The sequence below is a fragment of the Neobacillus sp. NRS-1170 genome (genome assembly GCF_050468025.1).
Map to the genome: position 1 here is coordinate 1 of NZ_JBITPF010000005.1, position 25578 is coordinate 25578.

Sequence of the window (25578 nt, forward strand, 5' to 3'; positions counted from 1 at the left end):
ACATTATCTTCTCCAATAAGGACAGCTTTAATTCGGGTTGATCCTAGTTCAATACCAAGTACTGTTTCGCCACTTTTAATAGCATTCTTGATATAACTACTCATGTTAATCTCTCCCAATACAAATTATATAAATGATTAAAGATAATTAATGCAACTATTCCCAAGAAAAGCGCAGGAGCCTCACTCGACGAGACAAGCACTAGAGGGCCAGCAATAAGTGCCCCGCTTTTGGGACACATTTGACGGACCGAAGTGACCTCGAGCGGCTAGGCGCCGGAGCTAGACACTTATCCACAGGTTAATAATTTTAAGGTTTCCTAGAAAAAAACAACTTTGCTTGTTAAATGTAAAAGGCATTATCATTTTTTCTAATAAAACATTAATAGAATTCCTTAGATTCATCAGATTTTGTTATTGTTACCTTTCTTACCTATAGAGGCGGTGACAAATTCAACTAATAACAAAGTGCTTTGACAAATGAACCCGCTTTACTAAAAAACAAGAGGACGGTACTTATTTCACTCCTAATAAATGAAACACTACAATTGACCCCGCGTTTCAAAAAAAGAGGATAAGAACCGACTCTGCTTAGTCTTCACTTATCGATATAATGGACCGTAGTTTTTGCATGCACGGTAGTCTGCACCGATTGGATCGGATGCTCCAAACGCTGACCATGCACTTGGTCTAAATAATTTTTCTTCTGAAACATTATGCATTGAAACGGGAATTCTAAGCATTGAAGCCATTGTTATTAAATCGCTGCCAATATGTCCGTAGCTTAATGAACAGTGGTTTGACCCCCAATTATTCATAACAGAGTAGACATCTTTAAATGGTGCTTCACCCGTTAACTTTGGTACAAAACAAGTTGTTGGCCATGTTTGGTTTGTTCTCTCATCTAACACCCGATGAACATCTTCTTCTAACTCAACAGTATAGCCCTCTGCTATTTGCAAGACAGGTCCAAGACCATCTATTAAATTAATTCTTGCCATTGTTACAGGCATGTTGCCACGGGTTACATATTTTGAGGAGAATCCTCCGCCTCTAAAGAAGTCTACTGCAGGACACCATTTGTATTTAACCAGCCCTTGTATTGTTGATCAAAGAATATAAAGGCACCACTAATAGAATGGAGTTTTTTTTGTTTTTTTTCTGAATACATTTCTTTATTACTTTCATAGCTGGAATTAGGATCGAACCTACGGGTTGATAATATCTCGAAATATAATGGATAACAATTATTAATCTATTTCATTTTATTATGTATAATTTGGTCTCCTTACATTATCCTTTATCTTACATTTTATTTTTCAGTACTATGAGCTATAACATACGGACTTAATACATATTTACTCAGCTAAATACAAATACTTTTTATACAATCTAATTATGGAAAGATCTTTGAGGAATACCAATGAATAAAATTAAAGAGATGTACCAGACCCTTTTTACTCAAAACCATTCTAATAATTTAGCATCTCATCATTCTGAGAAACCAAAGTATCTCTATAGAAGTTTGAATCAAAATATAAAAACTATAAAAGATGATCTAGGAGAAAGTACTGATGTAATTGTTAGAAATATTAAAATTGGAAAAAACGAAGACATAGAATTAGCCATTCTTTTTATCGAGGGATTAGTTGACACAAAGTCTGTACACAACTTTGTTTTGGAATCTTTAATGTTAGAAAGCAAAGGGACGGACCTAGAATCGCAAATTTCCGCTAACGGTATTTTAGAAAGAATAAAAAATTCGATTCTAACCGTATCAGATATAAAGGAAATTATCGATTTTGATCTGTTATACGATAGAATTCTGTCTGCCCATATTATTATTTTGGTAAACGGATTTACACAAGGATTTGCTATTGGGCTTCAAGGATTTGAAAAAAGAAGTATTACAGAGCCAGAAACAGAAGGAACTGTACGGGGTCCAAAAGAGGGATTTACAGAATCTTTACGAACCAATACAGCCATGATTCGCCGCAAAATCAAGCATCCACAGCTTAGGGTGGAAAGCAAGAAAATCGGTGAATTAACAAAAACGGATATTGCGATCATGTACATTTCGGGAATTGTTAATGAGGATATATTAAAGGAATTAAGATTACGGTTAGATCAAATTAAGACAGATAGTATTTTGGAAAGTGGATATATTGAAGAATTTATTCAAGATGAATCCTATACACCCTTTCCAACCGTACATCATACAGAACGCCCAGATGTAGCAGCAGCAGCGCTGTTAGAAGGCAGAGTAGCTGTCATTGTAGACGGAACTCCATTTGTCTTAGTGGTTCCAGCCCTATTCAGTCAGTTCTATCAAACAGCTGAAGACTATTATCAACGTGCCGATTTCGCAACTTTTACACGCTTTCTTCGAATTCTTTGCCTGTTCATTGCTTTACTGGCTCCTTCTCTTTATATCGCTGTAACAACCTACCATCAAGAAATGCTTCCAACTGCCCTTCTCTATAGTTTGGCAGCACAGCGTGAAGGAGTTCCTTTTCCTGCTTTCATAGAAGCTTTATTGATGGAAACTACATTGGAAATATTACGGGAAGCAGGAATACGTCTTCCGAAATCAGTCGGTGCGGCCGTATCTATTGTGGGTGCATTAGTAATTGGACAAGCGGCAGTAGAAGCAGGTATTGTGTCGGCAGCCATGGTTATTGTCGTTTCCATGACTGCTATTTCTAGCTTTGCCTTTCCTTCATTCCATATGGCTCTTCCCATCCGAATGCTGCGTTTTGTCTTTATGCTGATTGCTGCTTCATTGGGGTTATTCGGAATTACTGCAGGCATAATTGCACTTGTTCTGCATCTGTGCCGTTTACGTTCATTTGGAGTGCCTTATATGAGTCCATTCGCTCCATTGCTGCTGTCTGACCAGAAAGATATGCTAGTAAGAATGCCTAAAAATAGGTTGGTTTCACGGCCAGAATCTCCCGTTAGCAAGAAATAGAGTACGCCAAAAAACGACAGATACAGCTCAACAAGAATAGAATATACAGGTGTGGATCATAATGAGACGAATAACAGCGGTATTGGTAACAATGTTTTTTCTCCTCAATTTGACAACAGGGTGTGGAAGTAAAAGAGAGCTCAATGAATTAGCCATTATCTCAGCTATTGGAATCGATGAACAAAATGGCGAATTTCTTGTATCTTTTCAGGTTGTCGATCCGGGAGAAGTGTCTGCTCAAAAAAGCGGGGCATCACCTGTAACCCTTTTTAAAGAAAAAGGTAAAACGGTAGCTGAAGCAATTAGAAGAGTTACTGTGAAGGCTCCACGGTTAGCCTATGCGGCACACTTGCAAATGTTGGTCATTAGTGAAAAGGTGGCGTCGAAAGGTATCAGTAGAGTATTGGATGTATTTTTCAGACCACCAGATTTTCGTTCCGATTTTTTAATTGTAGTGACCAAAGGGATTAAGGCACAACAATTGTTAAAGCTCACAACTCCTATCGATAAAATTCCTTCAGGCAATATGTTCAAGTCATTGACATCTTCAGAAAGAGTATGGGGGCCTTTAACAACGGTTAAAATACAACAGCTCATTTCTGAATTAGTTAGCGAGGGAAAGAATCCGATCTTAACAGGGATTACAGTTACAAATAAAACAAAAAAAGAAAAATTAGAAAAGGCCAATGAATTAGCAAATATTCAGCAAATCGACAGATCTTCCAGATTTAGATATGTTGGATTAGCAGTATTCAAAAAGGATAAGCTGATAGGCTGGCTCAATGAGGAAGAAAGCAGCGGGTATAATTATGTGATTGGGAAGGTATTTCAGACCGGAGAAGTAATTACGTGTCCTAACAAAAAAGGCAATATCCTGATCACCATAACAAAGACGAAATCAAAAATAAAAAGTTTTATAGAAAAAGGTAAACCTAAAATGCAAATCCAGATTCGTGCAAAAGCAAGAATATCAGAAATTGCATGTACCGGCATTGATCTTTCTAAACCTAAAATGATTTCTATGCTTGAAAAACAAACCAATCATAAAATCAAACACCATGTAGAAAGAGCTATACAAACCGTCCAAAGAAAATACAAATCAGATATCTTCGGATTTGGAGCAAATATTAACGGACACCATCCTAAGGCTTGGCATACTTTAAAAAAAGATTGGGATCAAACATTCGCGCAACTTCCAGTGAATGTCAATGTCCAGGTAACCATTCAACGATCTGGTAAATATGGAAAATCTTTTATAGACGATATTAAATAATCCTGGTGACTTTCAACAAACTAATAATATTCCCAATAGGAAATTTGTTCCTTTATTTAGGGGTTGAGGAAAAATGAAGAAACAAATCGTAAATACATTTCAGCTATTTACACTAATTTTTTTGTTTGAATTGGGTACAGCGGTTGTGGTTGGGGTTGGAATGACTGCAAAACAAGATGCGTGGTGGATTATTCTCTTGAGCACAGGAATAGGTATTATACTGTATTTAATGTATACAGCCATATTCCGTGGAAACAACAACATCCCGCTAACCAAGTACATACCGCAGATTTTGGGACCCCTTATTGGTTATCCTCTGTCCATTCTGTATATATTATTTTTTATTGATATAGCTGCTCGGGATGTTCGGGATCTAGTAGAGTTGATCATTATTTCCATTATGCCATTTAGCTTCAATCTAGTGATTGGGGCAGTTATTGTCCTTTTGGTTGCATACGCAGTTTATGGGGGAATTGAACCTTTGGCAAGAGCGGGAGAAATTTTCTTTTTTATTATTTTGATAATAGGGATCTTTGGAACTCTTTTTATCATCATAACCCCAGAAGCAATCAATATAGACCGTTTCCTCCCATTATTTCAGATTAAAAGGAAGGATTTATTAAACACTCTTCCCACAACTATTACTGTTCCATTCGGAGAAGGCACTGTGTTTATGATGCTATTTCATCATTTAAAAGAATCAAAATCTATCCGAAAAGCAGGTGTAATGGCCATCATTTTAGCTGGCCTATCACTTAGTTTAGCAACCATTTTAGAAATTGCTACCTTAGGGCCATACATTGCTTCAACAAGTGAATTTCCACTATTATCTCTAACGCAACAAATAAATGTGCTGAACTTTTTGCAGCGATTGGATGCGATTGCGATTTGCGTAATGATTATTTGTGTATTTTTCAAAATCACAATATTCTTTTATGCAGCTGTAACAGGTGTTACGGATATGTTCAAAATCAAGAAAACAGGATATGTGATTGGGATTATTAGTTTAATTGTTTTAGTGTATTCTCTTCTAATGGCGAAAAATACCGTTCAACATCTTTATATTGGGCTGAAAATATTTCCTTTATATATCCATACTCCAATGCTAATTATCATTCCACTCTTATTACTTATCGTTTCGAGGATAAGAAAGAAAAAACAAACTATGTCATAATACAAATGCGATGCAGCAATAGAGAAGTTCAAAAAAATCCCCTTCCAAAATGACTTTTTAGGTGACATTCTAGAAGGGGATAAAGCTATTTTTGATTTTCCTTATTACTATTTGTTAAATTTACATTCCTACTTCTTTCAGTAAATCTTCTAAAGTTTTTCCTTTGTATTTCTTTTCTCCTTTTGGAGCATTTTCCATCCACGGATTTTGCATTAGGTAGTTATCAATTACATACTGCATATCTTTCTCATCAACCACACCATCATAGTTGATATCCGCTTCACGCTTGTTTGTACCCCAATTTGTTTGGATGTATAGAGCATCTTTCACGTCAATTACACTATTTTTATCCACGTCACCACCAGGGATATAGCTATAATCTACTGGTTTTGATCCTGCGGTAACCTTATCGTCCTCTTTCAAACCAACAGTAAAATCCTTCTTGAATGTGAAATGTCCTGGTACATCAATCGATAATGTAAACGGCTTATCTGTAATAGGTAATCTAGTTGTAAAACCATTTGGAGCAGTAGCACTATATCCTAAAGGATCAGCTACTCCATATTCTTTCTCATCAGAATCTTTCACACTAATTTTTGTACCAGCTTTATTATAGTCAAGATTCTTCATAAAAGGACTACCTACATTGTCAAATCCTGAAGCTAATCCTTCCGGCTGAACAGAACCCCTCATTAGAGAATAAGTAGGAGTAATATAGAAATAAGGTTGAATGCCTTGAGTTGATACCTTACTTTCATCCACATTCGTATAAACAGCACTAAAGAATCTAGATGTACCATTTGGATCTTCAAACTGCATTGGACCCTTGTAGTATTGATTTTTTGCTTTAAACGTCAAGTCTACCAAAGAAGTATCTCCAGTAATTCCTGTAGTCGCAAGGTCACCAAGTGCTGTTGCTGTAATCGTCATTTTGTTGTAAGTATTGTTAAAAGGTGTAGATGTATATTGAACATCTAGGTTTTCATTATATGTTCCATGTGGCTTGACACTCACCACATCAAGGAACTTAGTTGGATATAAGAATGAGTATACAGCTTTCTTCACTTTAGTTGCTACATTTTTTGTTGAGAACGTTACTGTTGTTGAATCTCCCATGTTGATTCTTTGTTTATCGGCAATTGCAGTAGAATAAGCAGTTCCTTTTTTCACAAAGTAAACGTCTCTAAAACTCCCATAATTTTCTACAGTTGATTTATTTCGGTCATAGAACTCATACTGTGTAATTGGCAATGTTATAGGTCCGGCTGTAGCCAATGGTATTGTGGAATTGAAGTTCCCATTTTCGTCTACCGGAATGTTTTTTTCATTCGAATTATTTGGATTATAATAATACATTTTATTTTCGCCCTGTGATGCACTAATACCTGCTGCTTGCATTTCAGCTATATCTTTATCAAATGCAGCACCTATTACTGTAACAGTTTTGTCGGTAGGATTAGCTGTTTCAACGATTTGACCTGCTTCATAATTCATTGTAACTTTTGGCTCTTTTTCTCCATAAAAAACAGGAGCGTCACTAGAGAAGGTTTCACCTTTATCATTTGTACCAACCATTCTAATTTTCCATAATCCTGGGTCAACTTCCTTATAATCAAATGTAATTGGACTATCAGGGTTTCCTGTTAATGGATAGTATTGACCATTGTTCAAAACACCGCGGAAATAATACTCAATACCCTCATCTGCACCCATTCCATCCGCTGTACCAAGGTATCCGATTTCTTCGTTTGTCTTTGGATCTACAAGGAAGAAATCAAACGTACGCATGTGAGATTTCAGTTTGAAGTCCACGCCAATTGACCATTTTGTTGCATTGCTACCTGCTTCATATGGAAGAGTAAAAGCAGCTGGATCTCCTTTTACATAATCAATTCCTTCATCAACTGTATGAATGGCAAACGGAATTTTATATGTTTCTTCAGGGTTATTTTGGTTTGTATAGACAACATAACCTTCATAAGTTCCAAGTTTTGCAGTTTTAGGAACATTGATGGTGGCATTCATATTAGCACTGCTGTATCGCTCCACTTTTACAGTTGATTTAACATCTAATGTAACTCCATTAGCAGCAGCATCTTGGTCTGCTCTAGCGTCATTTGTGAATCGTCCATCCAATGTCTGGAATTGAACCTTTACATCAAATGTTTTATCTTCAGAGCTTTTATTAAATAAAGTGATTGAACGTTGATCTGTAAGATCCTTACCATTAATAGCCTGTTCACCAAAGCTTAAAGCTCCAGTTATGTTTTTTATTGTTTTAATACCTTTACTTGCGAGAGTAGTCGTATCACCGGAATCCTTAGCATTACTGCTTAATGTTTTCGTCTTGTCTTTCACTTGAATTTCCGTCTGTGCATGAACAGCTTTGTACGGATTAACAAGGCCTGCGCCTACTTCATATACACTATATTTATCATTTAGCGGTTCAGCAGTATTCATTAGTGTTGACTTAATATCTGCTGGCGTCATGTCTGGGTGAGCTTGTTTTAACAATGCTGCAACCCCTGAAACGTTCGGTGTAGCCATCGATGTACCAGATAAGCGCTCATACGCATTTTGATAATCAGTTAATGCATTCCCATTATCATCCTTATGCATATAAGAAGGTACAGTTGAGAATACAGAAACACCTGGTGCTGTTACTTCTGGTTTAATATCATACAACACACGTGATGGACCGCGGGAACTAAAGTCTGCTAATTTATTACCTTGTGTTGCAGTTTGACTCATATTACCGAATGTAAAGTCGATCGAAGCATCTAACTTTGCTGTTGTTAGCGGTAAATCATTAATAATAGCATAACCTTGTTTGCTGTTTATTAAAAAGGTTGGGATGTATCCAAATGTGTTTCCTAAAAATACATCCTGTAATGTATCTTGATCTGTATTTCTTAAAATAACAGCCTTTGCTCCATGCTTTTTAGCTGTATTGACGATATCTGCTATACCAAAGCTGCCACGTGTTGCAACAACAATTTTTCCATTCACATCTCTTGGTATTATATTGCCATTTGAATCACGTTTATAGTATGAAGTATCTGCACCAAATCCTACATTTACCAATTTAAATGTTTGACCTTGTAAATCTGCTACATTATCAGAATATCCTTGTGCAGCTAGTTTCATTTCAACTGGTGTATCACCTGTTGATGGATGAGCAGTTGCTGAAAATTTTGGAATCGTAACAGACGTATCACTTGCTCCAACTGTTATTGCCAAAGGAGCATTTCCTGGAGTGCCTAGTGTATACATCCGATTTCCAGAATTTCCTGCTGCCACAACTGCTGTTACCCCTGAAAGTACGGCATTATTAACTGCAATTGCCGTAGGGAATAACGGGTCATTGTAGTTTGCTCCAAGTGACATACTAATGATATCCATTCCGTCTGTAACTGCTTTGTCAATACCGGCCAATATTGCTGAAGTTGAACCAGATCCATATGCACCTAAAACACGATAAGAATAAATATCAGCATCAGGTGCAACACCTGTTACAGAATAGTCAGCATTGTTTTTACCTTGTCCGGCAATAATTCCAGCTACATGAGTTCCGTGCTCAGTATAATAGGCTTCACCACCATTCGTTTCAGGTTTACCAGATTTCTTCCAATCCTCAAATGATGTCTCCATCGGATCATTGTCATTATCTACGAAATCATAACCGCCCTTATAAGCACCTTTTAAATCTGGATGATTATAGTCGATACCTGTATCAATAACACCAACCTTTACCCCTTTTCCTGTAAAGCCTTCTTCATGAAGTTTTTCAATACCAGGGAACGTTACCATAGGATGAGTTGCACCTTGTTGTTCAGACACTTGTTCTTTAACAGTTGGATCATCAAGCTGAACTTGCAAATCACTCCATACCCTCTGAACGGCACTAGATTTAAGCAATGCTTTTACTTTGTTAGCAGGGAGTGTCATAGCAACTCCATTAAATGCTTTTTTGTAAGAACGCTTAATCTTGTATGGATCTTTCTTTTCTTTTAACTCTTTACTAAAAATCGTTTTTAAATCTTGTTGGAATGAGTCATGTGAAGCATCCACTTTTGCTTGTGCGTCTGTTACTGATAGAGTTGTTCCTTCTGTTTCTGCTACCATTACTGCAGTTTGCGCCGGCTTGTCCTTAAATTCGACAATAACAGAAGTTGGAGCGTCGCTTGTTTGATCTACTTCAGGAGATACCTGAAGTCCCTCTTGGTCACTGATTTTCAATTGCTTAATGGCTTGACGCTGTTCTGGCGTTAAATTTGCTAACACTTGTTCAATCCTTGAAGATTGTTGCGCATGAACATTGTGTGTAAATGAATATGGAGTAAATGTGTTACTTATAAGACCTGTTGTCAATGCCAATGTCGTAACATTTTTGATTAATTTCTTTTTCATCTGCCTGTTCCCTTCTTCCTCTCTTTTGATAGTTTCATTGTATTGAAAATTGATGGGATTTTATTTTTTAAAAATTCAATCAAGTCCAAATATTTTTTAAAAATAAATTAAAAATCTTTTAATTTTGTGAAATTTTCAGCAAATTTATTTTTTATAAAAAAAATAGAGCTACTTTGAGCTCATTTTCCATTTTTCATACATCCTGTTAATTTTCAGAAAGGAGTTGTTTATATACCACTTCCTGTTTATCCGTCACATGGCTTCTAAATGTCCAAAATAACAACATACACCGTTTTAACATCTCGATATTTCCGATTAAATTCGCAGAATACGCCACATCTAAAAGCTTATTCAATCCCTCTTGAAATTGGTTGCGCTTAAACAAGTACAAAGAGAGTGCATATCGAAATCGCAAATTAGCCTGTTGAATGATGGATCCTTCATTCAAAGAAATTTCTTCGATCACCGGTTCAAATCTTTTCAATAATGATTTAACATCATCTAATCTATTTAATTCTACATATGCTTCTAGCAATCTTGGCAGACCGATATGAATATCTGCTCTATTTTCCAACCAGGTCAGATATTCATCTGCATACTCTAAATACCCATAATCCAATAAGGCAACTAATCTATTTCCGACTGCAATATCAGCAAAAAACTCGTTTATCTGGGCGTAGCGGGCCGTTAGGTTTAATACTTCTTCCAATGATCCCCCAAGTCGTCTCAATACAAGACTCTTATACTGCAATGCTCTGCCGTAATATTCGCCCTCATATACCATAGCCTCCAGCCTCTCAGAATAATACAACACTTCCTGCCACTGCTCACGTCTAAAGTAATACGCCATAATCCACAAATAAGCATCCCTTTTTACATCATTGGGAAGGTACGCTAATTGCTCCAAAACATAGGATAAAGCTTGTTGACCGTCCTCAGTCATTTTTACAATAAAAAACCGCCGATAATAACTAATCGCTAATGGCTCAGAAACACGGTTAGGCATTGTTTCAATGATAATTTCATATAAAGAGTATGCTTCCTTTTCTTTTCCATCTTTGAATAGCAGCTCTGCTACAGCAAAGATATACATGAGGTTCTTACTTCTAATTGTTTTAGATTTTTCTTCTAAAATAGCATTAATAATCGAGTGAGTAAGTTGTTGGTAACCTTCCTTTGCACACTTATATAAGAACTGAATCGTTCTCCTTTTATCTAAATGATGATTCTCGTTATAGCATTCTTCCATATACTCTGCATAGAAAAATGCTTCGTCTAATCCAAGAGCTTTTGTGATGGCATCGAGATTGTGCAATGACAGAGGCTGCTTGTGCTTAAATATTCGACTTATATCACTTGGATGTACGCCGGAATGCTTTGCTAGTTGGGTTTTATTCCAATTTTTATCCATCAAACACTGCTCTATTCTAAAACATAACGCATAATTCATTTATTCACCTTCTTTACTCTAGTCTTCTACCACTTTATCTAAGTTGCCGATAGGTTCATTGTATGAATATTTGATGTAATTATTAAATTGATATATTCCAGCAAATTTATTATTTTAATAAAAAAGAGAGCTCTATTTCGCTCTCCTACCAAACAGTGATTTACGGATATTATCCTTCATTCAACAGTTGTTTATATTTTATTTCCTGTTCAACATTGACATGATTTCTATAGCTCCAAAAAAGCAAAAGACAACGTTTAAGCATTTCCATATTTCCGATACTTCTTGCTGAATTAGCTACTTCTAGTAATTCATCCAATCCCTCTTTTGTTTGATTGTTTTTGCACAGAAACAAAGACCGTGCAAATCGAAAGCGCAAATAAGCTTGTTGCTTGAAGGAGTCATCACTCACGGATATTTCATCCATCACTGGTTTGTATCTGTTCAATAATATTTCGGCATCGTCTAATCGATTTAATTCTATATATGCCTCCAGTACCCTTGATAAACCAATATATAGATCCTCCCTATTTTCTAACCATAATAAATAATCATCTGCATACTCCAAATGATTATGATCCAATAAGGCAACTAACCTGTTTCCGCCTGCGATATCAGCAAAAAATTCGTTTACCTGTGCGTATTGTTCAGTAAGGCATAATACTTCCTCCAATGAACCACCGAGTCGTCTGAGAGCTAAACTCTTATATTGCAAAGCTCTTCCATAATATTCACCCTCTGTAACTATTCGCTCCAGCCTCTCGGCATAATACAACACTTCTCTCCATTGCTCACGTCGATAATGAAATGCGGTTATCCATAAATAGGCTTCCATTTTCACTTCCATAGGCATATATGCCAACTGTTCCAAAACATAGGATAAAGCTTTCTGTCCATCCTCCGACATTCTTAGAATATAAAACCGTCTAAAATAACTGATGGCCAGAGGCTCGGAAAAACGGTTAGGCATGGTTTCAATGAAAATTTCATAAAGGGGTAAAGCTTCCTGTTCATTTCCAGCTTTCAAAAGCATCTCCGCTGCCGAAAAGATATACATTAAGTTCTTATTTCGAATTGTTTTTGATGTTTCTTCTAATATGGTGTTTAAGATGGAATGGGTATGCTCCGCGTAACCTTTCTTTGCACAGTTATATAAGAATTGTATGGTTCTCCTTTTATCTAAATGCTGATTTTCGTTAAAGCATTCTTCTATATAATCTCCGTAAAAGAAAGCTTCTTCTAATCCAAGTGCTATCGTGATAGCATCAAGATTTTGTAAGGAAAGAGGTTGTTTGTGATTGAAAATCCTACTAATATCACTAAGATGAATGCCAGAATGTTTTGCTATATCTGTTTTCGTCAACTTTTTCTCTTCCATGTATTGATCAATTCTAAAAAATAAAGCTTGATTCATCTTTTTTACCCTCTTTTAACTAGAATACACTTTAGTAATATAGCTTTCGTATTTCAGCATTAAATTCTGTTCCTTTTTTATCTGCCTTTAAACAAATTTTTTATAAAAAAGGAAGGGATTCATTTCAATATGAATCCCTTCTTTTATAATTTCACTTGACATCATTTGGTTCTAGTTAGTGGTTATTTGGGTTAATATGCAAGCGTGAATTTAAAATCGAAATCTGAAATGTAAGGTAATTTAAAAACTCCTTTGCAACATGTGAATACTTACGTTTTCGAGAACGTATCCACCAAAACGTTTGTACCAGTGGATAATGCATTACAAACGGCTTGACTGTAACAAGACCTTGTGAAATATAAGGGTCGTCTAGTATAGAAATTTCAGGAATGAATGTGATTGTCAACCCTTCGGCTACACTTCTCCTCGTCATATCCAAATTATTCACCGTTATCAAAATATCCAAGGGTCCATACATTTCCATAAATTCATGAAGAAACTGGTTTGCACCATAATACCATGACACAGGATGGTTCAGAAGATCCTGAGGTGAAAGTTCTTTTTTATTCGCAAGTGGAGAGTTTTTGTTAACCATAACCATTAATGAAGAACTTAAGAGTTTTTCATTAATAAGTTCTGCATGACTCAATAGGTACTCGGATGTGGTACGAGTAGAAGTGATTCCGATATCAGTACTCCCCTCAAGAGTAGCATTGATAACATCTTGCTGAAGTCCTTCTATTATTTTGATCTTCACGTTTGGATAATCTTTTTTAAAAGCAGCTATCGTTTTAAGAATGATAGGTGACATATTGGGTACTACTGTAATATGAAGTTCTTCATTTTTCAAGGAAGCATGCATCCGGGCAGATTCTTTGAATTCTAGCAGTTTAATGATCGCCTCTTCCGCTTTTTCGATGATTTTATAACCTTCATCCGTCGGTACAGTTGCTGTCTTGGTTCTAGTAAATATTTTAATGCCTAGTTCATTTTCTAATTGGTTAATGGACTGGCTGATTCCAGATGGAGAAACATGAAGGTTTTTCGAAGCAATAGAAATTGATTTCGTTTTGGCGACCTCAACAATATAGGTAAGTTGTTCTAGATACATCAATATTCTCCTTTTGTTTTAAGCTCAACTTAAAAGATGCTTAATAATATTAATTTTACAGTAGTGGTACTTAAAAGTAAAATTTAATTGTTAATCGGAAACATGTCATAGTTAATAACCAAAATAAAAGGGGGAATCATTTTATGATGAAAAAAAGAAGTAAAAAGAAAAAGGCTGTTATTGCTGCATTTACTGTGATGGCGACGGCTGCAGTTTTAACAAGTGGAGGAATACCAAGTATCAATCATAACAATAGTTTTGCAAATGTTTTACATGCATCAGCTGAGACGTCGATCTTGACAGAAGATAAGTATAAAGAAGATTTGGCTTATAGCATTGGAATTCAGGCCTATGCCTATGGTATTCCACTTGTAGATTGGAAAGCAACATATCAAAAACAAACCAATTCAATAAATGGACCAACAACATTTAATCAGATTTATCATTTGAGAACTCTCGCAGATGATAAGAATAAACGGATTGTCAGTCCAAACAATGATACACTATATTCACCTGCTCCAATGGATTTTAGTAAAGGAAAAGGTGCCTACTATTTAGAGGTTCCAGATATGGGTGGCAGGTATTTTGTTGTTCAATTTATCGACATTTATGATAATACGTTTAAAAACATAACGATGGAAGAAGCAAAACATGGCGGAAAATACATGGTTGTTGGCCCTAACTGGAAAGGAAAAAAACCAAATGGAGTTCATTTGATTAAGGCACCGACGAACAATATTGTTATTGGCACCAGAATTTTAGTTAAAAATAATGAAGATCTTCCAGCCATTCATGCCCTTCAAGATCAGATAAAAATTTATCCAGTTGATCCAAAAGACAATAATGAAGTTTATTACCATGACGATTCTCCTAAAATCACCAATGACGATTATCAAGATGCAACGAAATATTTTACTTGGATGACAAAACTGATGCAGCAAAACTTACCACCTAAAGCGGATTCTGCAATATTACTATCCATGGAAAACATTGGAATCGACTTAAAACATGGCTTTCATCCCGAAAAATTAGATCCAGCTATACTGAGAGGTTTACAACGTGCAGTAAATGATGCACATGATATTGTTGTGAACTATCAATTTGATCATGGAATTAATACCAATGGATGGAATTACAGCTTACAAGGAGGGCAATTTGGACAAGATTATTTAATTCGCGCAGGTTTGTCTAAAAATTTCCTAGGATTAAACTTGCCAACAGAAACCATATATCCTACCACGATGGTAGATAGTGATGGCAACAAATTAGATTCCACAAATAAATATGTTTTGCATTTTGATAAAAACAATATACCTTCTATTATTAACAATGAAATAACAAAAGGATTCTGGTCACTTTCTATGTACGACAAAGACAGGTTCTTTACTACTAATGCTATCAATCGATTTTCAATTGGTGATCGAACAGAAGGATTGAAATTTAATCCTGATGGATCACTGGACATTTATATCCAAAAGGATGCTCCTATCGGGCATGAATCGAACTGGCTGCCAACACCACAGGATGGACCTTTCTCACTTCTTTTGAGATTATATAAACCGACTGAACTTGTTCAAGAAGGCAAATATGTAATTCCAGGAGTTAAAAAAGTACAGTAATTAATTTTGTGTATATAAACAAAAAGATCACTTTTACACCAATACTCGCAACATCTATTCCTATATTCAGCCATTAATACAAGCTAAACAACCTTCCAAATTCTCATTTCTGGAAGGCTTGTTTAGTATTAGGCTTCTTAGGAAAAATACATAATCTATATTCTAAATGTCTAAATGCTTTTTTTATTATTTTGCTCCAATTTTCTGTGGGAGCAGTCCCTAAACGTGAACGATCAAAAATTTGAACACCCAATTCTTGCTCTATATTACTAATTAACTTGCTTATCGCTGATTAGGAAACATATAGATTAATAGCCGCATCATTTATCGAGCCTGTTTTAGTCACTTCGAGGGCATATTCTAGCTGCTCAATATTCATGGTAAACTTCCCTTATTGTTTAATTATGGTAGATTATTAGTTATAATCGTAAAATCCTTTACCTGATTTTTTGCCCAACATCCCTGCTTCAACCATCCTCTTAAGTAGCGGGCACGGACGATATTTTGAATCTTTGAACCCCTCATATAAATTTTGTTTAATCATTTAAGATATGGTTTCCGATAATAATCCGCTGTATTTGGTTCGTTCCTTCGTAAATTTGAGTAATTTTTGCATCGCGCATCATTCTCTCAACAGGAAAATCTTTTAAATATCCATAGCCCCCCAATAACTGTACTGCATCAGTTGTTACCTTCATAGCTGTATCCGATGCAAAGCATTTTGCCATCGAGGAATAAGGAGCAACTCCCTTTTCGTTTCGATCAATCATGCTGGCGGCTTTATACACTAGTAATCTGGAGGATTCAATTTGCATTCTCATATCCGCTAACATGGCTTGTATCATTTGAAAGTTTGCAATCGGCTTACCAAATTGTTTACGATCTTTGACATAATCCACAGCGTAATCATAAGCTCCTCTTGCAATTCCTACCGCTTGTGACCCCACTACTGGTCTCGTTTCATTAAACACATTCATTAAAATTTTAAATCCTTCACCTTCAGAACCAAGCATGTTATGTTTAGAAACCCTTACATCCTCCAAAAATACCTCTCTTGTTGTAGAGCCGCGAATGCCCATTTTATCTTCTTTCTTCCCAAATGTAAGACCGGGCGTCCCTTTTTCTACGAGAAACAATGAAATTCCTTTCGTTCTATCTTCAGAGGTTCGTGTCACAAACACATAAATCTCAGAATCTCCTGCATTGGTAATAAAGACTTTTTGACCATTCAAGATATAATCATCACCATACTTTTTCGCAGTAGTTGCCGCACTGGCTACATCTGATCCTGCACTTGGTTCCGTAATACCGAATGATCCTAATACATCCCCTTTGGCAAGTGGTGTTACATATCGTTTCTTTTGCTCCTCTGTTCCTGCAAGTAAAAATGGGGCTATCGCTAATGCTTGTGTGGACAAGGCAACAGATGTAGATGCACAGGCAGCTGCGATTTCCTCGATTACGGCTACATGGCTGATCATATCCCCTCCGGCACCGCCATATTCCTCCGGTACATGTACGCCAAACAAGCCGTTTTGTGCCATTAAGCGAATATTACTCCATGGCATTTCACCCAACTGATCCACTTCAGCAGCTTTTGGCTCAATCTGTTCTTTTGCTATTTTTCTAGCCACCTGCTGCATCATTTGCTGCTCTTCCAATAGATTCATAATATCCTCTCCTTTGATACGATTAATGAAACATTGTCCTCTCAAGCTAGATCAACTAGTCCGTGATTAAACAGCTTCTACCATTATTAAGACCCCTTTTCCCCTGCCGATACATTCATGTGACTCTTTTTGAAGACGAGCTTGCAATGACTTAGCTTTGGATAGGTCCAATGTTACAATGGCAATATGGTCTCCTTTTAATAATGATTATGCAAGTTGCGTGCCAAATAGAAATCTACAAATAATTTATGATTTTTCATTGCAGAAAAAAAAAACGGTGCAATTATGCACCATTTTCCACCTTTTTCAAACAAGATTTATTCCGGATTATATTTTTCATTTTTGCATAGAGCCACGGTCTACTAATTCGGGATTTTCCTTAGAGATGAATCCCTTTTTTGTTTATTTTCATAATTTAACTTGCTATGGGAAGGGTAATCTCTATTAGAGTTCCTTCGTTTACTTTACTATGATAGGTAATTTTGCCATTGTGCTGCTTTATTATTTTATGACAGACCATTAACCCTAGTCCTGTTCCTTTTTCTTTTAAGGTGTAAAAAGGCTCTCCTAAACGTGGAATCAATTCTTCAGGTATCCCGCATCCTCGATCTTGAAACGAAATAATACACTTACTATTAGAAGAATTTCTAAGGGATATATCTATCTCGCCACCCTCATCCATTGCTTCTATTGCGTTCTTTAGAATATTTAGAAATACTTGACGTAATTGGTTCTTTTCACAAGTAATATAAATAGAAGATTGTTCTACCACAAATTTAAATCGAATATCATTCATACGGAATTGTGGGGCAAATAATTCGAGCGTATTTTCAATTAATTCTTTTACATTTATACGGTGGAATTGGATTGCTTGGGGTTTCCCCAAAGATAGAAGTTCACTTGTAATGGATTCAATTCGTTCAAGCTCAGATAGGAGCAAATCACTATAATCTACAGAATAGTTTTCTAACTTATATAGTTGAACAAACCCCTTTATAGTCGTGAGAGGATTTCTGATTTCATGTGCTACGCCTGCAGCTAATTCACCAACAATCGATAATTTTTCCGATTGCAAAAGCATTTCTTCTGATTTTTTACGTTCCGATATATCTCGGCTAATTACGACTATGTGTTTGATTAAACCATTTTCTCTCCTGACAGGCATACAACGGGACTCCATTTCCATCCAATTCCCTTTTTTGTGTTTGATACGAAACTCAAATGATAGCGATTTTTCATTTTGAAACATCTCAATCACCGCAAATTGAATCATTCCATAATCGTCAGGATGAATGATTGCAGAAAAGGCTATCCCTTCGAGTTCAAAATCTTTATAGCCTAAAACAACCTGATGCGAAGGCGAGAAATACCGGATAGAAGACTCTTTATCAATCACCACTATTAGGTCTAATGTATTCTCGGCTATTAATCGGTATTTTGCTTCACTTTCCTCTACCCTTTTATACATGCATGCCAGCTTATTATTGATTCTATACATCTTGACATATGACTCAATTAGAAATGTAGCAATGACAACTGCTAACACGACAAATAGTAAATACTCAAGTTCGAACAAAGGATGATCAATTAACTTGTATAAAATGGAACAAAATAAAAGATAGAGATACACATAAGTAACGGATAGAAGCAAAGCTCTCTTAACTGAAGTAAGTCGTGAAAAATAAAAATGCAAAATTGAAAAACATATCATAACGACGGTCCAACCTAAAATGGCCCCTTGCCATTCGCTCATAAAATACAGTCTTCCCAGCAAAGCAAGTCCCCCTGTAATTAAACCCGCTACAGGACCAAGATACGCAAAAACCAGAATGACAGATGCAAAAAGTAAATCGAAGGAATACCCAAGTTGGTTTATCGATAATACAACAAGGACCCCAGTAAAAATTCCTGCATATAAACCAACCCAGAGGCGGACCTTTTTAACTGGTTTATAATTGAAAAAAGAATGGATAACTAAGGGAATAATAACAAATATTGAAAAAACTGAGAGATTAACGATGGATTTTAATATGATCAACCTAAATCCCGCCTATACAGTTACGATTATTATTCATTACGTAAATTATTTGAAGGCATTCCTCTTATGATGGGGAGGAATGCCTTACTGATGAATTCATTATTTAAGAGTTTACTAGTTTTTTGAACTCTTCTGTTAGTAGTGGAACTACCTCGAATAAATCACCCACAATGCCATAATCAGCAATCTGGAAGATTGGGGCTTCAGGGTCTTTGTTAATCGCTACGACAATCTTTGAGTTTGACATCCCAGCTAAATGCTGAATCGCACCCGAAATTCCACATGCAATATACAAATCAGGTGTGACAACCTTTCCCGTTTGTCCGATTTGTAAAGAGTAATCACAATACTCCGCATCACATGCACCGCGCGATGCACCAACTGCACCACCCAGAACCTCTGCAAGTTCCTGCAGCGGCTTAAAACCATCTGCCGATTTGACTCCACGTCCGCCTGAGATAACAATTTTTGCTTCTGAAAGATCCACTCCGCCCACAGCTTTTCGAACCACTTCTCTTACAACCGTACGAATGTCATTGATTTCAACATTAAACCGCACAATTTCAATGGTACTGAATGCTTCCTCAACAGGAATATTATTCGGTCGTACCGTCGCGAAAGGAATTCCAGAAACTGTTTTCTTTTTCTCAAACGCTTTTCCTGAATAGATTGGCCGGGTAAAAATAACGTCGTTATTTTCAACCTCAACATCCACGACATCGGAAACAAGGCCAAGCCCAAAACGGGCGGCAATGCGTGGTGCAAGATCTTTCCCGATTACCGTATGAGGAAATAGGATTGCTTCTGGATCGACATGTTCAATAACTTGGCGCATTGCTTGAGAGTACGCATCCGTTGTGTATACATCCAATTTTTCGTTGCCAATGATATATACTTTATTTGCACCATGTTTTCCTAAAATATTGGCATAATGAGTGGCATCGCTGCCAATCGCAACCGCTATAATTTCCCCACCTTCTGCGATGAGCTTTGCTGCAGTCAATGCTTCAAGGGAAACACCTCTTAAATTTCCAGCTTTAGCTTCTGTCAATACAAGTACTTTTCTCATATTCCTTCGTCCTCCTAGATTGTTAGATTACCCTTGCTTCACTGCGAAGAAATGATGCCAGTTCCGATACTTGATCTTTGATATCCCCGTTCAAGATACGGCCTGCTTCCTTTTTCTTAGGAAAAAACGTTGCAGTGACCGTTGTTTTTGTTTCTGCTTCATCTTCAAGATCTAAATCATCTAACTCTAAACGCTCGATTGGCTTTTTCTTCGCTTTCATAATCCCAGGCAGGGAAGGGTAACGCGGTTCATTCAATCCCTGTTGTGCAGTTATCAAAACTGGAAGGGAAACTTGGATTACCTCTTTATCCCCTTCAACATCACGTTCGATTATCGCTTCATTGCCATCAATGTCCAGCTTAGTAATCGTCGTTACTTGTGCAATGTCTAGTTCCTCAGCAAGACGTGGCCCAATTTGCCCAGAACCATAATCTACTGCTACATTTCCGCCTAGGATGATGTCAAATTCCCGCCCTTTTATAACCGCAGCTAGAATTTTAGCTGTAATATATTCATCAAGGTTCAAATCTTCACTGTCAACAATCACCGCATTATCTGCCCCCATAGCAAGCGCCGTACGCAGCGCATTTTCCGCGCGTTCCGGTCCGACTGTGATAACGGTTACATTTCCATCATGGACATCCCGCAATTTAATCGCCTCTTCAATCGCATATTCATCATAAGGATTGATGATGAAGTTTACCCCCTCTTCACTAATTGCATTGTTCTGTAACACAATTTTCTCTTCCGTATCGAAAGTTTGTTTCATCAAGACTAAAATGTTCATATTACGATCCCCTTTTCCCTTTTTCATTTCAATCGTACAGCTTTGCCATACTCTCTGGTTCTTCCAACAAAGTATTATGAAAAAAACGTTTCCCTGATTTCAAGGCTTTACCTAACTGGGAAAATATTAAATTTTCTATTTCCAATCCATCACTCATTATTATAGAACCTCGAATCGTACGGTCAACTAGTCCAATTTTTTTAGCATCGTTTCCTGCTATAATTTGGCCAATTTGTGATACTTCTTGTGATTTTGCCGTTCCAATCAAATTAATCAAAGCGGCTTTCGTAAAATTTGTCGGTTTCGTTCTATTCGTAAATCCGAACCTGGCAGACTTTGTTGCAATACGATAATCACAAGCAAGTGCTAGCTCGAAACCTGCTCCAGTTGCATATCCAGATACAATCGCAATTGTTGGATATGTTTGTGAAGTCAATTTTTCAATAACATCTGATAATAGTTTATTACTAGTTCTAACTTCATCCTTGTCTTCTGCTGTTCTTCCCACAGTACTTGTAGAAAATACGATCTCTAGAGAGCTCATAACTACCAATACTTTAATATTTTTTTCCTCGTCAATCTCGTTAAGACAGTGAAGGAAATCGCTGAGAAAGTATAGACTTACGTCGTTTGTAGGAGGATTACAAAATCGTATAATAGCAATATTCCCTTGTAATTCCCAATTTACTGTACGCTCCATTGTAATACTCCAAACTCTTTTCAAATTTCTCATAAGCTCATTAAAAATATTTTGATATTATTAATCTTAGCTTCTCATAATACTCTAGTAAATTAACCGTTTTTTAATGTATGTTTACTATTTTTTAATTTGCTCTTTAAAGAAAAAACACCATCCTTATCTAGATGGTGTCTCCACTGAAGTTGCAACTTCTAAAAGCCAGTTGCAATAGAATCCCTAAATTAATAGGAAATACTTTTTACAACTGGCTTATATTCTTATTCTGCTCTAATCTTTTGTTCATGTTGTTTCATAATAATCCCACGTTATTGTGCTGTATAACCACCATCTACAACAAGATTGGCGCCAACCATAAAGGATGAATCTTCACTTGCCAAGAACAATATGGTACTGGCAATTTCTTCTGCACGTCCTAACCGTCCGATTGGATGGGCTGATATCAACAATGACCGTTTTTCCTCATCAGCACTGCTTAAGATAGGAGTGTCAACAAAACCTGGGCATACCGCATTAACACGAATCCCTTCTTTCGCGTAAGTAACTCCCAGCGATCGGGTTAAGTTCGTTACACCAGCTTTAGCTGCAGTGTAAGGAAACAGATTTGTCTTGCCAACGTGTCCCATAATGGAAGAAACATTTACGATCGTACCGCCTGTACCTTGATTCTGCATTTGGGTAATGCCATATTTGTTGCTCAGGAAAACTCCTGTTAGGTTTATATCGAGCATTTGCTGCCAACGGTCAATGGTGACTTCATGAATAAGTGCAGCAGGATGGCCAATTCCAGCATTTGCTACCATAATATCGAGCTTGCCAAAATGTTTCACTGTTTCTTCGACCAAGTTTTTTATTTCCACTTCTTTTGAAACATCCGTTTTTACGAAGATTACTTCTCCACCTATTTTTGTCAATTCTTGAGCAGTATTCTCAGCTTGATTTGAAACATCTGCAATGACAACTTTAGCCCCATTTTCTATGAAAAGCTGTGCAGTTGCTTTTCCTATACCTGTTGCACCGCCTGTAATGACTGCGACTTTTCCAGAAAGTTTCATATTTTTTTACTCCTTTTTACCTGCTTACTCATTATGTTTGGATCTTTTAACCATTAAGTGTTAACGTGCTGAGGAACCACCATCGATAATCATTTCAGTACCTGTAATAAAACTTGATTCATCCGAGCCTAGGAAAACAACTAGATTGGCGATATCTTCTGGCGTACCCACCCTTTTTAATGGGATTGTATTAGCAATTTTCTGTGTAGAAACATTAAGACCTGAAGCTACTTCATTTCCCATAGACGTCTCAATGACACCAGGATGGATGGAATTTACCCGAACTTGGTCTTGTGCCACTTCCATAGCCAAGTCTTTAGTCAACATTCGGACTGCACCTTTACTTGCACCGTAAAGGGTATGATTTGCGCTCGCTTTTATTCCAGCTAAAGAGGAAGCATTAATAATCGATCCACAATTTTGCCCGCGCATCACTGGAACCACATGTTTCATCCCAAGGAATACCCCCGTAACATTGACACCCATAACCAGATTCCACTCTTCGATTGAATAGTCCACAACTGGTTTTGTGCTATAAATTCCGGCATTGTTGAACAAAATATCAATACGGTCGAAATGTTCCTTCGTTTGATTGACTACTTGAATCCAATCCTCTTCAAGTTGAACATTTTGTTTAATGAATACAACATTTACGCTTATTTCTTTCATTTCAATTAATGTCTTTTCCCCAGCTTCTGTATTTAAATCTGTAAATACGACATTTGCACCTTGTTCCAAAAGTTTCTTTACTGTAGCCTTACCGATTCCATTCGCTCCACCAGTAACAATCGCAGTTTTTCCAAGAAGTCTCACTCTCAACAGCTCCTTCATCAGTATGATTCCATTGCAACCGAATTCATTTTACCATTGACTTTCATATAAGTATAATTAATATAAATTAATGTAAGTTAAGCAATACTAATATAAAGAAAGTGGTGTAATATGAACATCGAACAACTGCAATATATTGTTGAAGTTGCAAGAACTAAATCTCTGTCTGCAGCTTCTGAAAATCTTCACGTTACCCAATCGGCGATCAGCCAGGCTATTTCCAATATGGAAACGGAATTGAATATTAAATTATTTAGTCGTTCCCGGCATGGGACTTTGCCTACGGCTGAAGGAAAGAAAATAATTAAAAAGGCGATGGAAATTGTCATTAAGCTTCAGGAAATCAAGGAAGAAGCACAAGACCAATGGGAAATACAGAATAGTGAATTACGAATAGTGACCATCCCAGTTGGAATGATCACTTTAGTGAAAACAGTATCTAGCTTAAAAAAAGACTCTGTGAAAACAAACTTTCAACTATCTGAAAAACGATCCAAGGATATTTTGAAGGAAATTAAAGAAAATAAAGCAGATCTTGGTTTAATTGCGATAAATAAAAATATTAAAATTGATGATGAATTAGTATTTGAACCCATTTGGAGGGGAAAGATTGTCGTAGGAGTTGGCAAGGATTCTCCTTTGGCACCCAAGAAAAATATTTTACCAACTGAATTAGTAAATTACCCAATTGTATTGTATAACGAAGACTATGTACACGAATTCATCGATCACTTCACGGAAAAGTTCGGTCCTATAAACAAGATGTTTACGAGTAATAATGCTACTGCAGTTCTAGGTGCTTTATTGGAGGGGTTAGCAATAACCGTAGGATATGATTTTTCATTTATAAATAACCCCTTCGTTTCAAATGGTACCCTGGTAATGCTGGAAATTAATCAGTTCGAGCAAGACCCATTATTGCTTGGCTGGGTACGATCTAAGGATAATAAGGTCTCTGGAATCTCCAAACAATTTATCAACCGGTTTAACCAAGCATTTCAAGTTGGTAATCTGTAACCTCCCTGGTATCAAGGAAAAAATAAACGATTTTCCATTTATGGAATTAATAAAAAGCTGCACAATCACTGTGCAGCTTCATTTAGTCAATCCACTCAGTATTCTGATAAATGGGATATTATTATCAACTAATCTTTGCTTCCATAGGGTGCTTTTTTAAAAAATTAATCAATGCTTGATTAAATTCTTTAGCCACTTCAACTTTAGCCAGATGACCCGCTCTTTTTAATATAACCAATTCGGAGTTTGGAATTTGCCGATGCATATAAATCGGGATCATTAATGGAATGATGGAATCATAGCGAGCGCATAACACCAGAGTAGGGACATTTATTTTTGCTAATAAAGAACGGTTATCCACTTCTACAATAGTATCAATTGCTTTAGCCGTTCCCTCAGGATTTGGTTTTAAACATTTTTCAATATTCTCGAAATTCTCCTGGCTCCAAGAATAAAAACAGCGTCTGGCATTGTAGGTTTGTCTTAGTTTAGGTGACAGGATGCGTGATCGCATTTTTGTAAATTCACCAATTAATTTGCCTAGTCCATTAAAAAAATAAGGCGTGGAACATGCAAATACAATGGATCTACATTTTTCTGGAGCCTGTCGATAAATTTCTTGTGCGACAATTCCTCCCATGGAATATCCACAAAAATGTGCGCTTTCAATATTAAGCGTGTCTAATAAGGTAATAACATCCCTTGCAAAATTTTCAATTGAAATTCCTTCCAATGTGGAATTTTCACCATGTCCTCTTTGATCGGGAATAATCAAATCATACTGTTTAGACAATTCAAATTGTTTGAACCATCCTTCTTTGCATTCGGATAATCCGTGAAGAAGTACTAATGGTTCACCACTACCCATACGTAAAAATGGCATTTTCTTACTTACAGCCTTTGCTTTTTTCATCTTTTTGCCTCCTTTTATGAATAGGTTGTGTTCTCCTACTTAGGATTTAAGTTATTACACTGAACTTCTATGTGTAAAAT

The 25578-nt window shown here is 36.6% G+C and carries 17 protein-coding genes and 2 pseudogenes; 5 read left to right on the forward strand and 14 right to left on the reverse strand.

The window, feature by feature from the left end; genetic code table 11:
• Positions 1–601: 601 nt before the first annotated feature.
• A pseudogene (gene fucI / locus ACIFOT_RS01035) lies at positions 602–1078 on the reverse strand (L-fucose isomerase); the annotation flags it as partial.
• Between the two features lie 344 nt (positions 1079–1422).
• Here fucI and ACIFOT_RS01040 point away from each other — a divergent pair.
• From ACIFOT_RS01040 to ACIFOT_RS01050, 3 genes are all read left to right on the forward strand, one after another.
• Positions 1423–2970 carry a spore germination protein gene (locus ACIFOT_RS01040; RefSeq protein ID WP_430060824.1) on the forward strand — a complete coding sequence of 516 codons (1548 nt, stop codon included), beginning with the start codon at positions 1423–1425 and terminating at the stop codon, positions 2968–2970.
• Positions 2971–3031: 61 nt separating this feature from the next.
• Entirely contained in the window at positions 3032–4243 is a 1212-nt protein-coding gene (locus ACIFOT_RS01045) for a Ger(x)C family spore germination protein (protein ID WP_430060825.1), read from the forward strand.
• Positions 4244–4316: 73 nt separating this feature from the next.
• The gene (locus tag ACIFOT_RS01050; RefSeq protein WP_430060827.1) at positions 4317–5417 is read left to right on the forward strand and encodes a GerAB/ArcD/ProY family transporter; all 1101 of its coding nucleotides are present in this window, start codon (positions 4317–4319) and stop codon (positions 5415–5417) included.
• 120 nt (positions 5418–5537) lie between these two features.
• Here the strand turns inward: ACIFOT_RS01050 and ACIFOT_RS01055 are convergent, their stop codons facing one another.
• The 4 genes from ACIFOT_RS01055 to ACIFOT_RS01070 form a co-directional block, all read right to left on the reverse strand.
• Entirely contained in the window at positions 5538–9827 is a 4290-nt protein-coding gene (locus tag ACIFOT_RS01055; RefSeq protein WP_430060828.1) for a S8 family serine peptidase, read from the reverse strand.
• A 205-nt stretch (positions 9828–10032) separates the two neighbouring features.
• Positions 10033–11277, reverse strand: a complete 1245-nt coding sequence (locus tag ACIFOT_RS01060) for a helix-turn-helix domain-containing protein (RefSeq protein ID WP_430060830.1) — start codon at positions 11275–11277, stop codon at positions 10033–10035.
• A 169-nt stretch (positions 11278–11446) separates the two neighbouring features.
• On the reverse strand, positions 11447–12691 hold the full coding sequence (locus ACIFOT_RS01065; RefSeq protein ID WP_430060832.1) for a helix-turn-helix domain-containing protein: 1245 nt from the start codon (positions 12689–12691) through the stop codon (positions 11447–11449).
• Positions 12692–12866: 175 nt separating this feature from the next.
• On the reverse strand, positions 12867–13802 hold the full coding sequence (locus tag ACIFOT_RS01070; protein ID WP_430060833.1) for a LysR family transcriptional regulator: 936 nt from the start codon (positions 13800–13802) through the stop codon (positions 12867–12869).
• A 143-nt stretch (positions 13803–13945) separates the two neighbouring features.
• Between ACIFOT_RS01070 and ACIFOT_RS01075 the strand changes: the two genes are divergently transcribed.
• On the forward strand, positions 13946–15421 hold the full coding sequence (locus ACIFOT_RS01075; protein WP_430060835.1) for a DUF1254 domain-containing protein: 1476 nt from the start codon (positions 13946–13948) through the stop codon (positions 15419–15421).
• Between the two features lie 415 nt (positions 15422–15836).
• On the opposite strand, the pseudogene ACIFOT_RS01080 reads toward ACIFOT_RS01075, so the two are convergent.
• The 8 genes and pseudogenes from ACIFOT_RS01080 to ACIFOT_RS01115 form a co-directional block, all read right to left on the reverse strand.
• Positions 15837–15962 (reverse strand): annotated as a pseudogene (locus ACIFOT_RS01080) (3-hydroxyacyl-CoA dehydrogenase family protein); the annotation flags it as partial.
• Positions 15958–17091, reverse strand: coding sequence for an acyl-CoA dehydrogenase family protein (locus tag ACIFOT_RS01085; RefSeq protein ID WP_430060837.1), 1134 nt, complete (start codon positions 17089–17091; stop codon positions 15958–15960). The pseudogene ACIFOT_RS01080 and the gene ACIFOT_RS01085, both read right to left, overlap by 5 nt.
• Before the next feature lie 415 nt (positions 17092–17506).
• On the reverse strand, positions 17507–19129 hold the full coding sequence (locus ACIFOT_RS01090; RefSeq protein ID WP_430060839.1) for an ATP-binding protein: 1623 nt from the start codon (positions 19127–19129) through the stop codon (positions 17507–17509).
• 103 nt (positions 19130–19232) lie between these two features.
• On the reverse strand, positions 19233–20198 hold the full coding sequence (locus ACIFOT_RS01095) for an electron transfer flavoprotein subunit alpha/FixB family protein (protein WP_430060841.1): 966 nt from the start codon (positions 20196–20198) through the stop codon (positions 19233–19235).
• 22 nt (positions 20199–20220) lie between these two features.
• Positions 20221–20985, reverse strand: a complete 765-nt coding sequence (locus ACIFOT_RS01100) for an electron transfer flavoprotein subunit beta/FixA family protein (RefSeq protein ID WP_430060843.1) — start codon at positions 20983–20985, stop codon at positions 20221–20223.
• A 28-nt stretch (positions 20986–21013) separates the two neighbouring features.
• A complete protein-coding gene (locus tag ACIFOT_RS01105; protein WP_430060845.1) occupies positions 21014–21685 on the reverse strand; it encodes an enoyl-CoA hydratase/isomerase family protein in 672 nt (223 codons plus the stop codon).
• 305 nt (positions 21686–21990) lie between these two features.
• Entirely contained in the window at positions 21991–22737 is a 747-nt protein-coding gene (locus tag ACIFOT_RS01110) for an SDR family NAD(P)-dependent oxidoreductase (RefSeq protein ID WP_430060846.1), read from the reverse strand.
• A 60-nt stretch (positions 22738–22797) separates the two neighbouring features.
• Positions 22798–23550: an SDR family NAD(P)-dependent oxidoreductase gene (locus ACIFOT_RS01115; protein WP_430060847.1), complete on the reverse strand. Its 753-nt coding sequence runs from the start codon at positions 23548–23550 to the stop codon at positions 22798–22800.
• A gap of 129 nt (positions 23551–23679) precedes the next feature.
• Here ACIFOT_RS01115 and ACIFOT_RS01120 point away from each other — a divergent pair, with 129 nt between their 5' ends.
• Positions 23680–24585, forward strand: coding sequence for a LysR family transcriptional regulator (locus tag ACIFOT_RS01120; RefSeq protein ID WP_430060848.1), 906 nt, complete (start codon positions 23680–23682; stop codon positions 24583–24585).
• Between the two features lie 124 nt (positions 24586–24709).
• On the opposite strand, the gene ACIFOT_RS01125 is transcribed toward ACIFOT_RS01120, so the two are convergent.
• Positions 24710–25498: an alpha/beta fold hydrolase gene (locus tag ACIFOT_RS01125; RefSeq protein ID WP_430060850.1), complete on the reverse strand. Its 789-nt coding sequence runs from the start codon at positions 25496–25498 to the stop codon at positions 24710–24712.
• Positions 25499–25578: the final 80 nt, after the last annotated feature.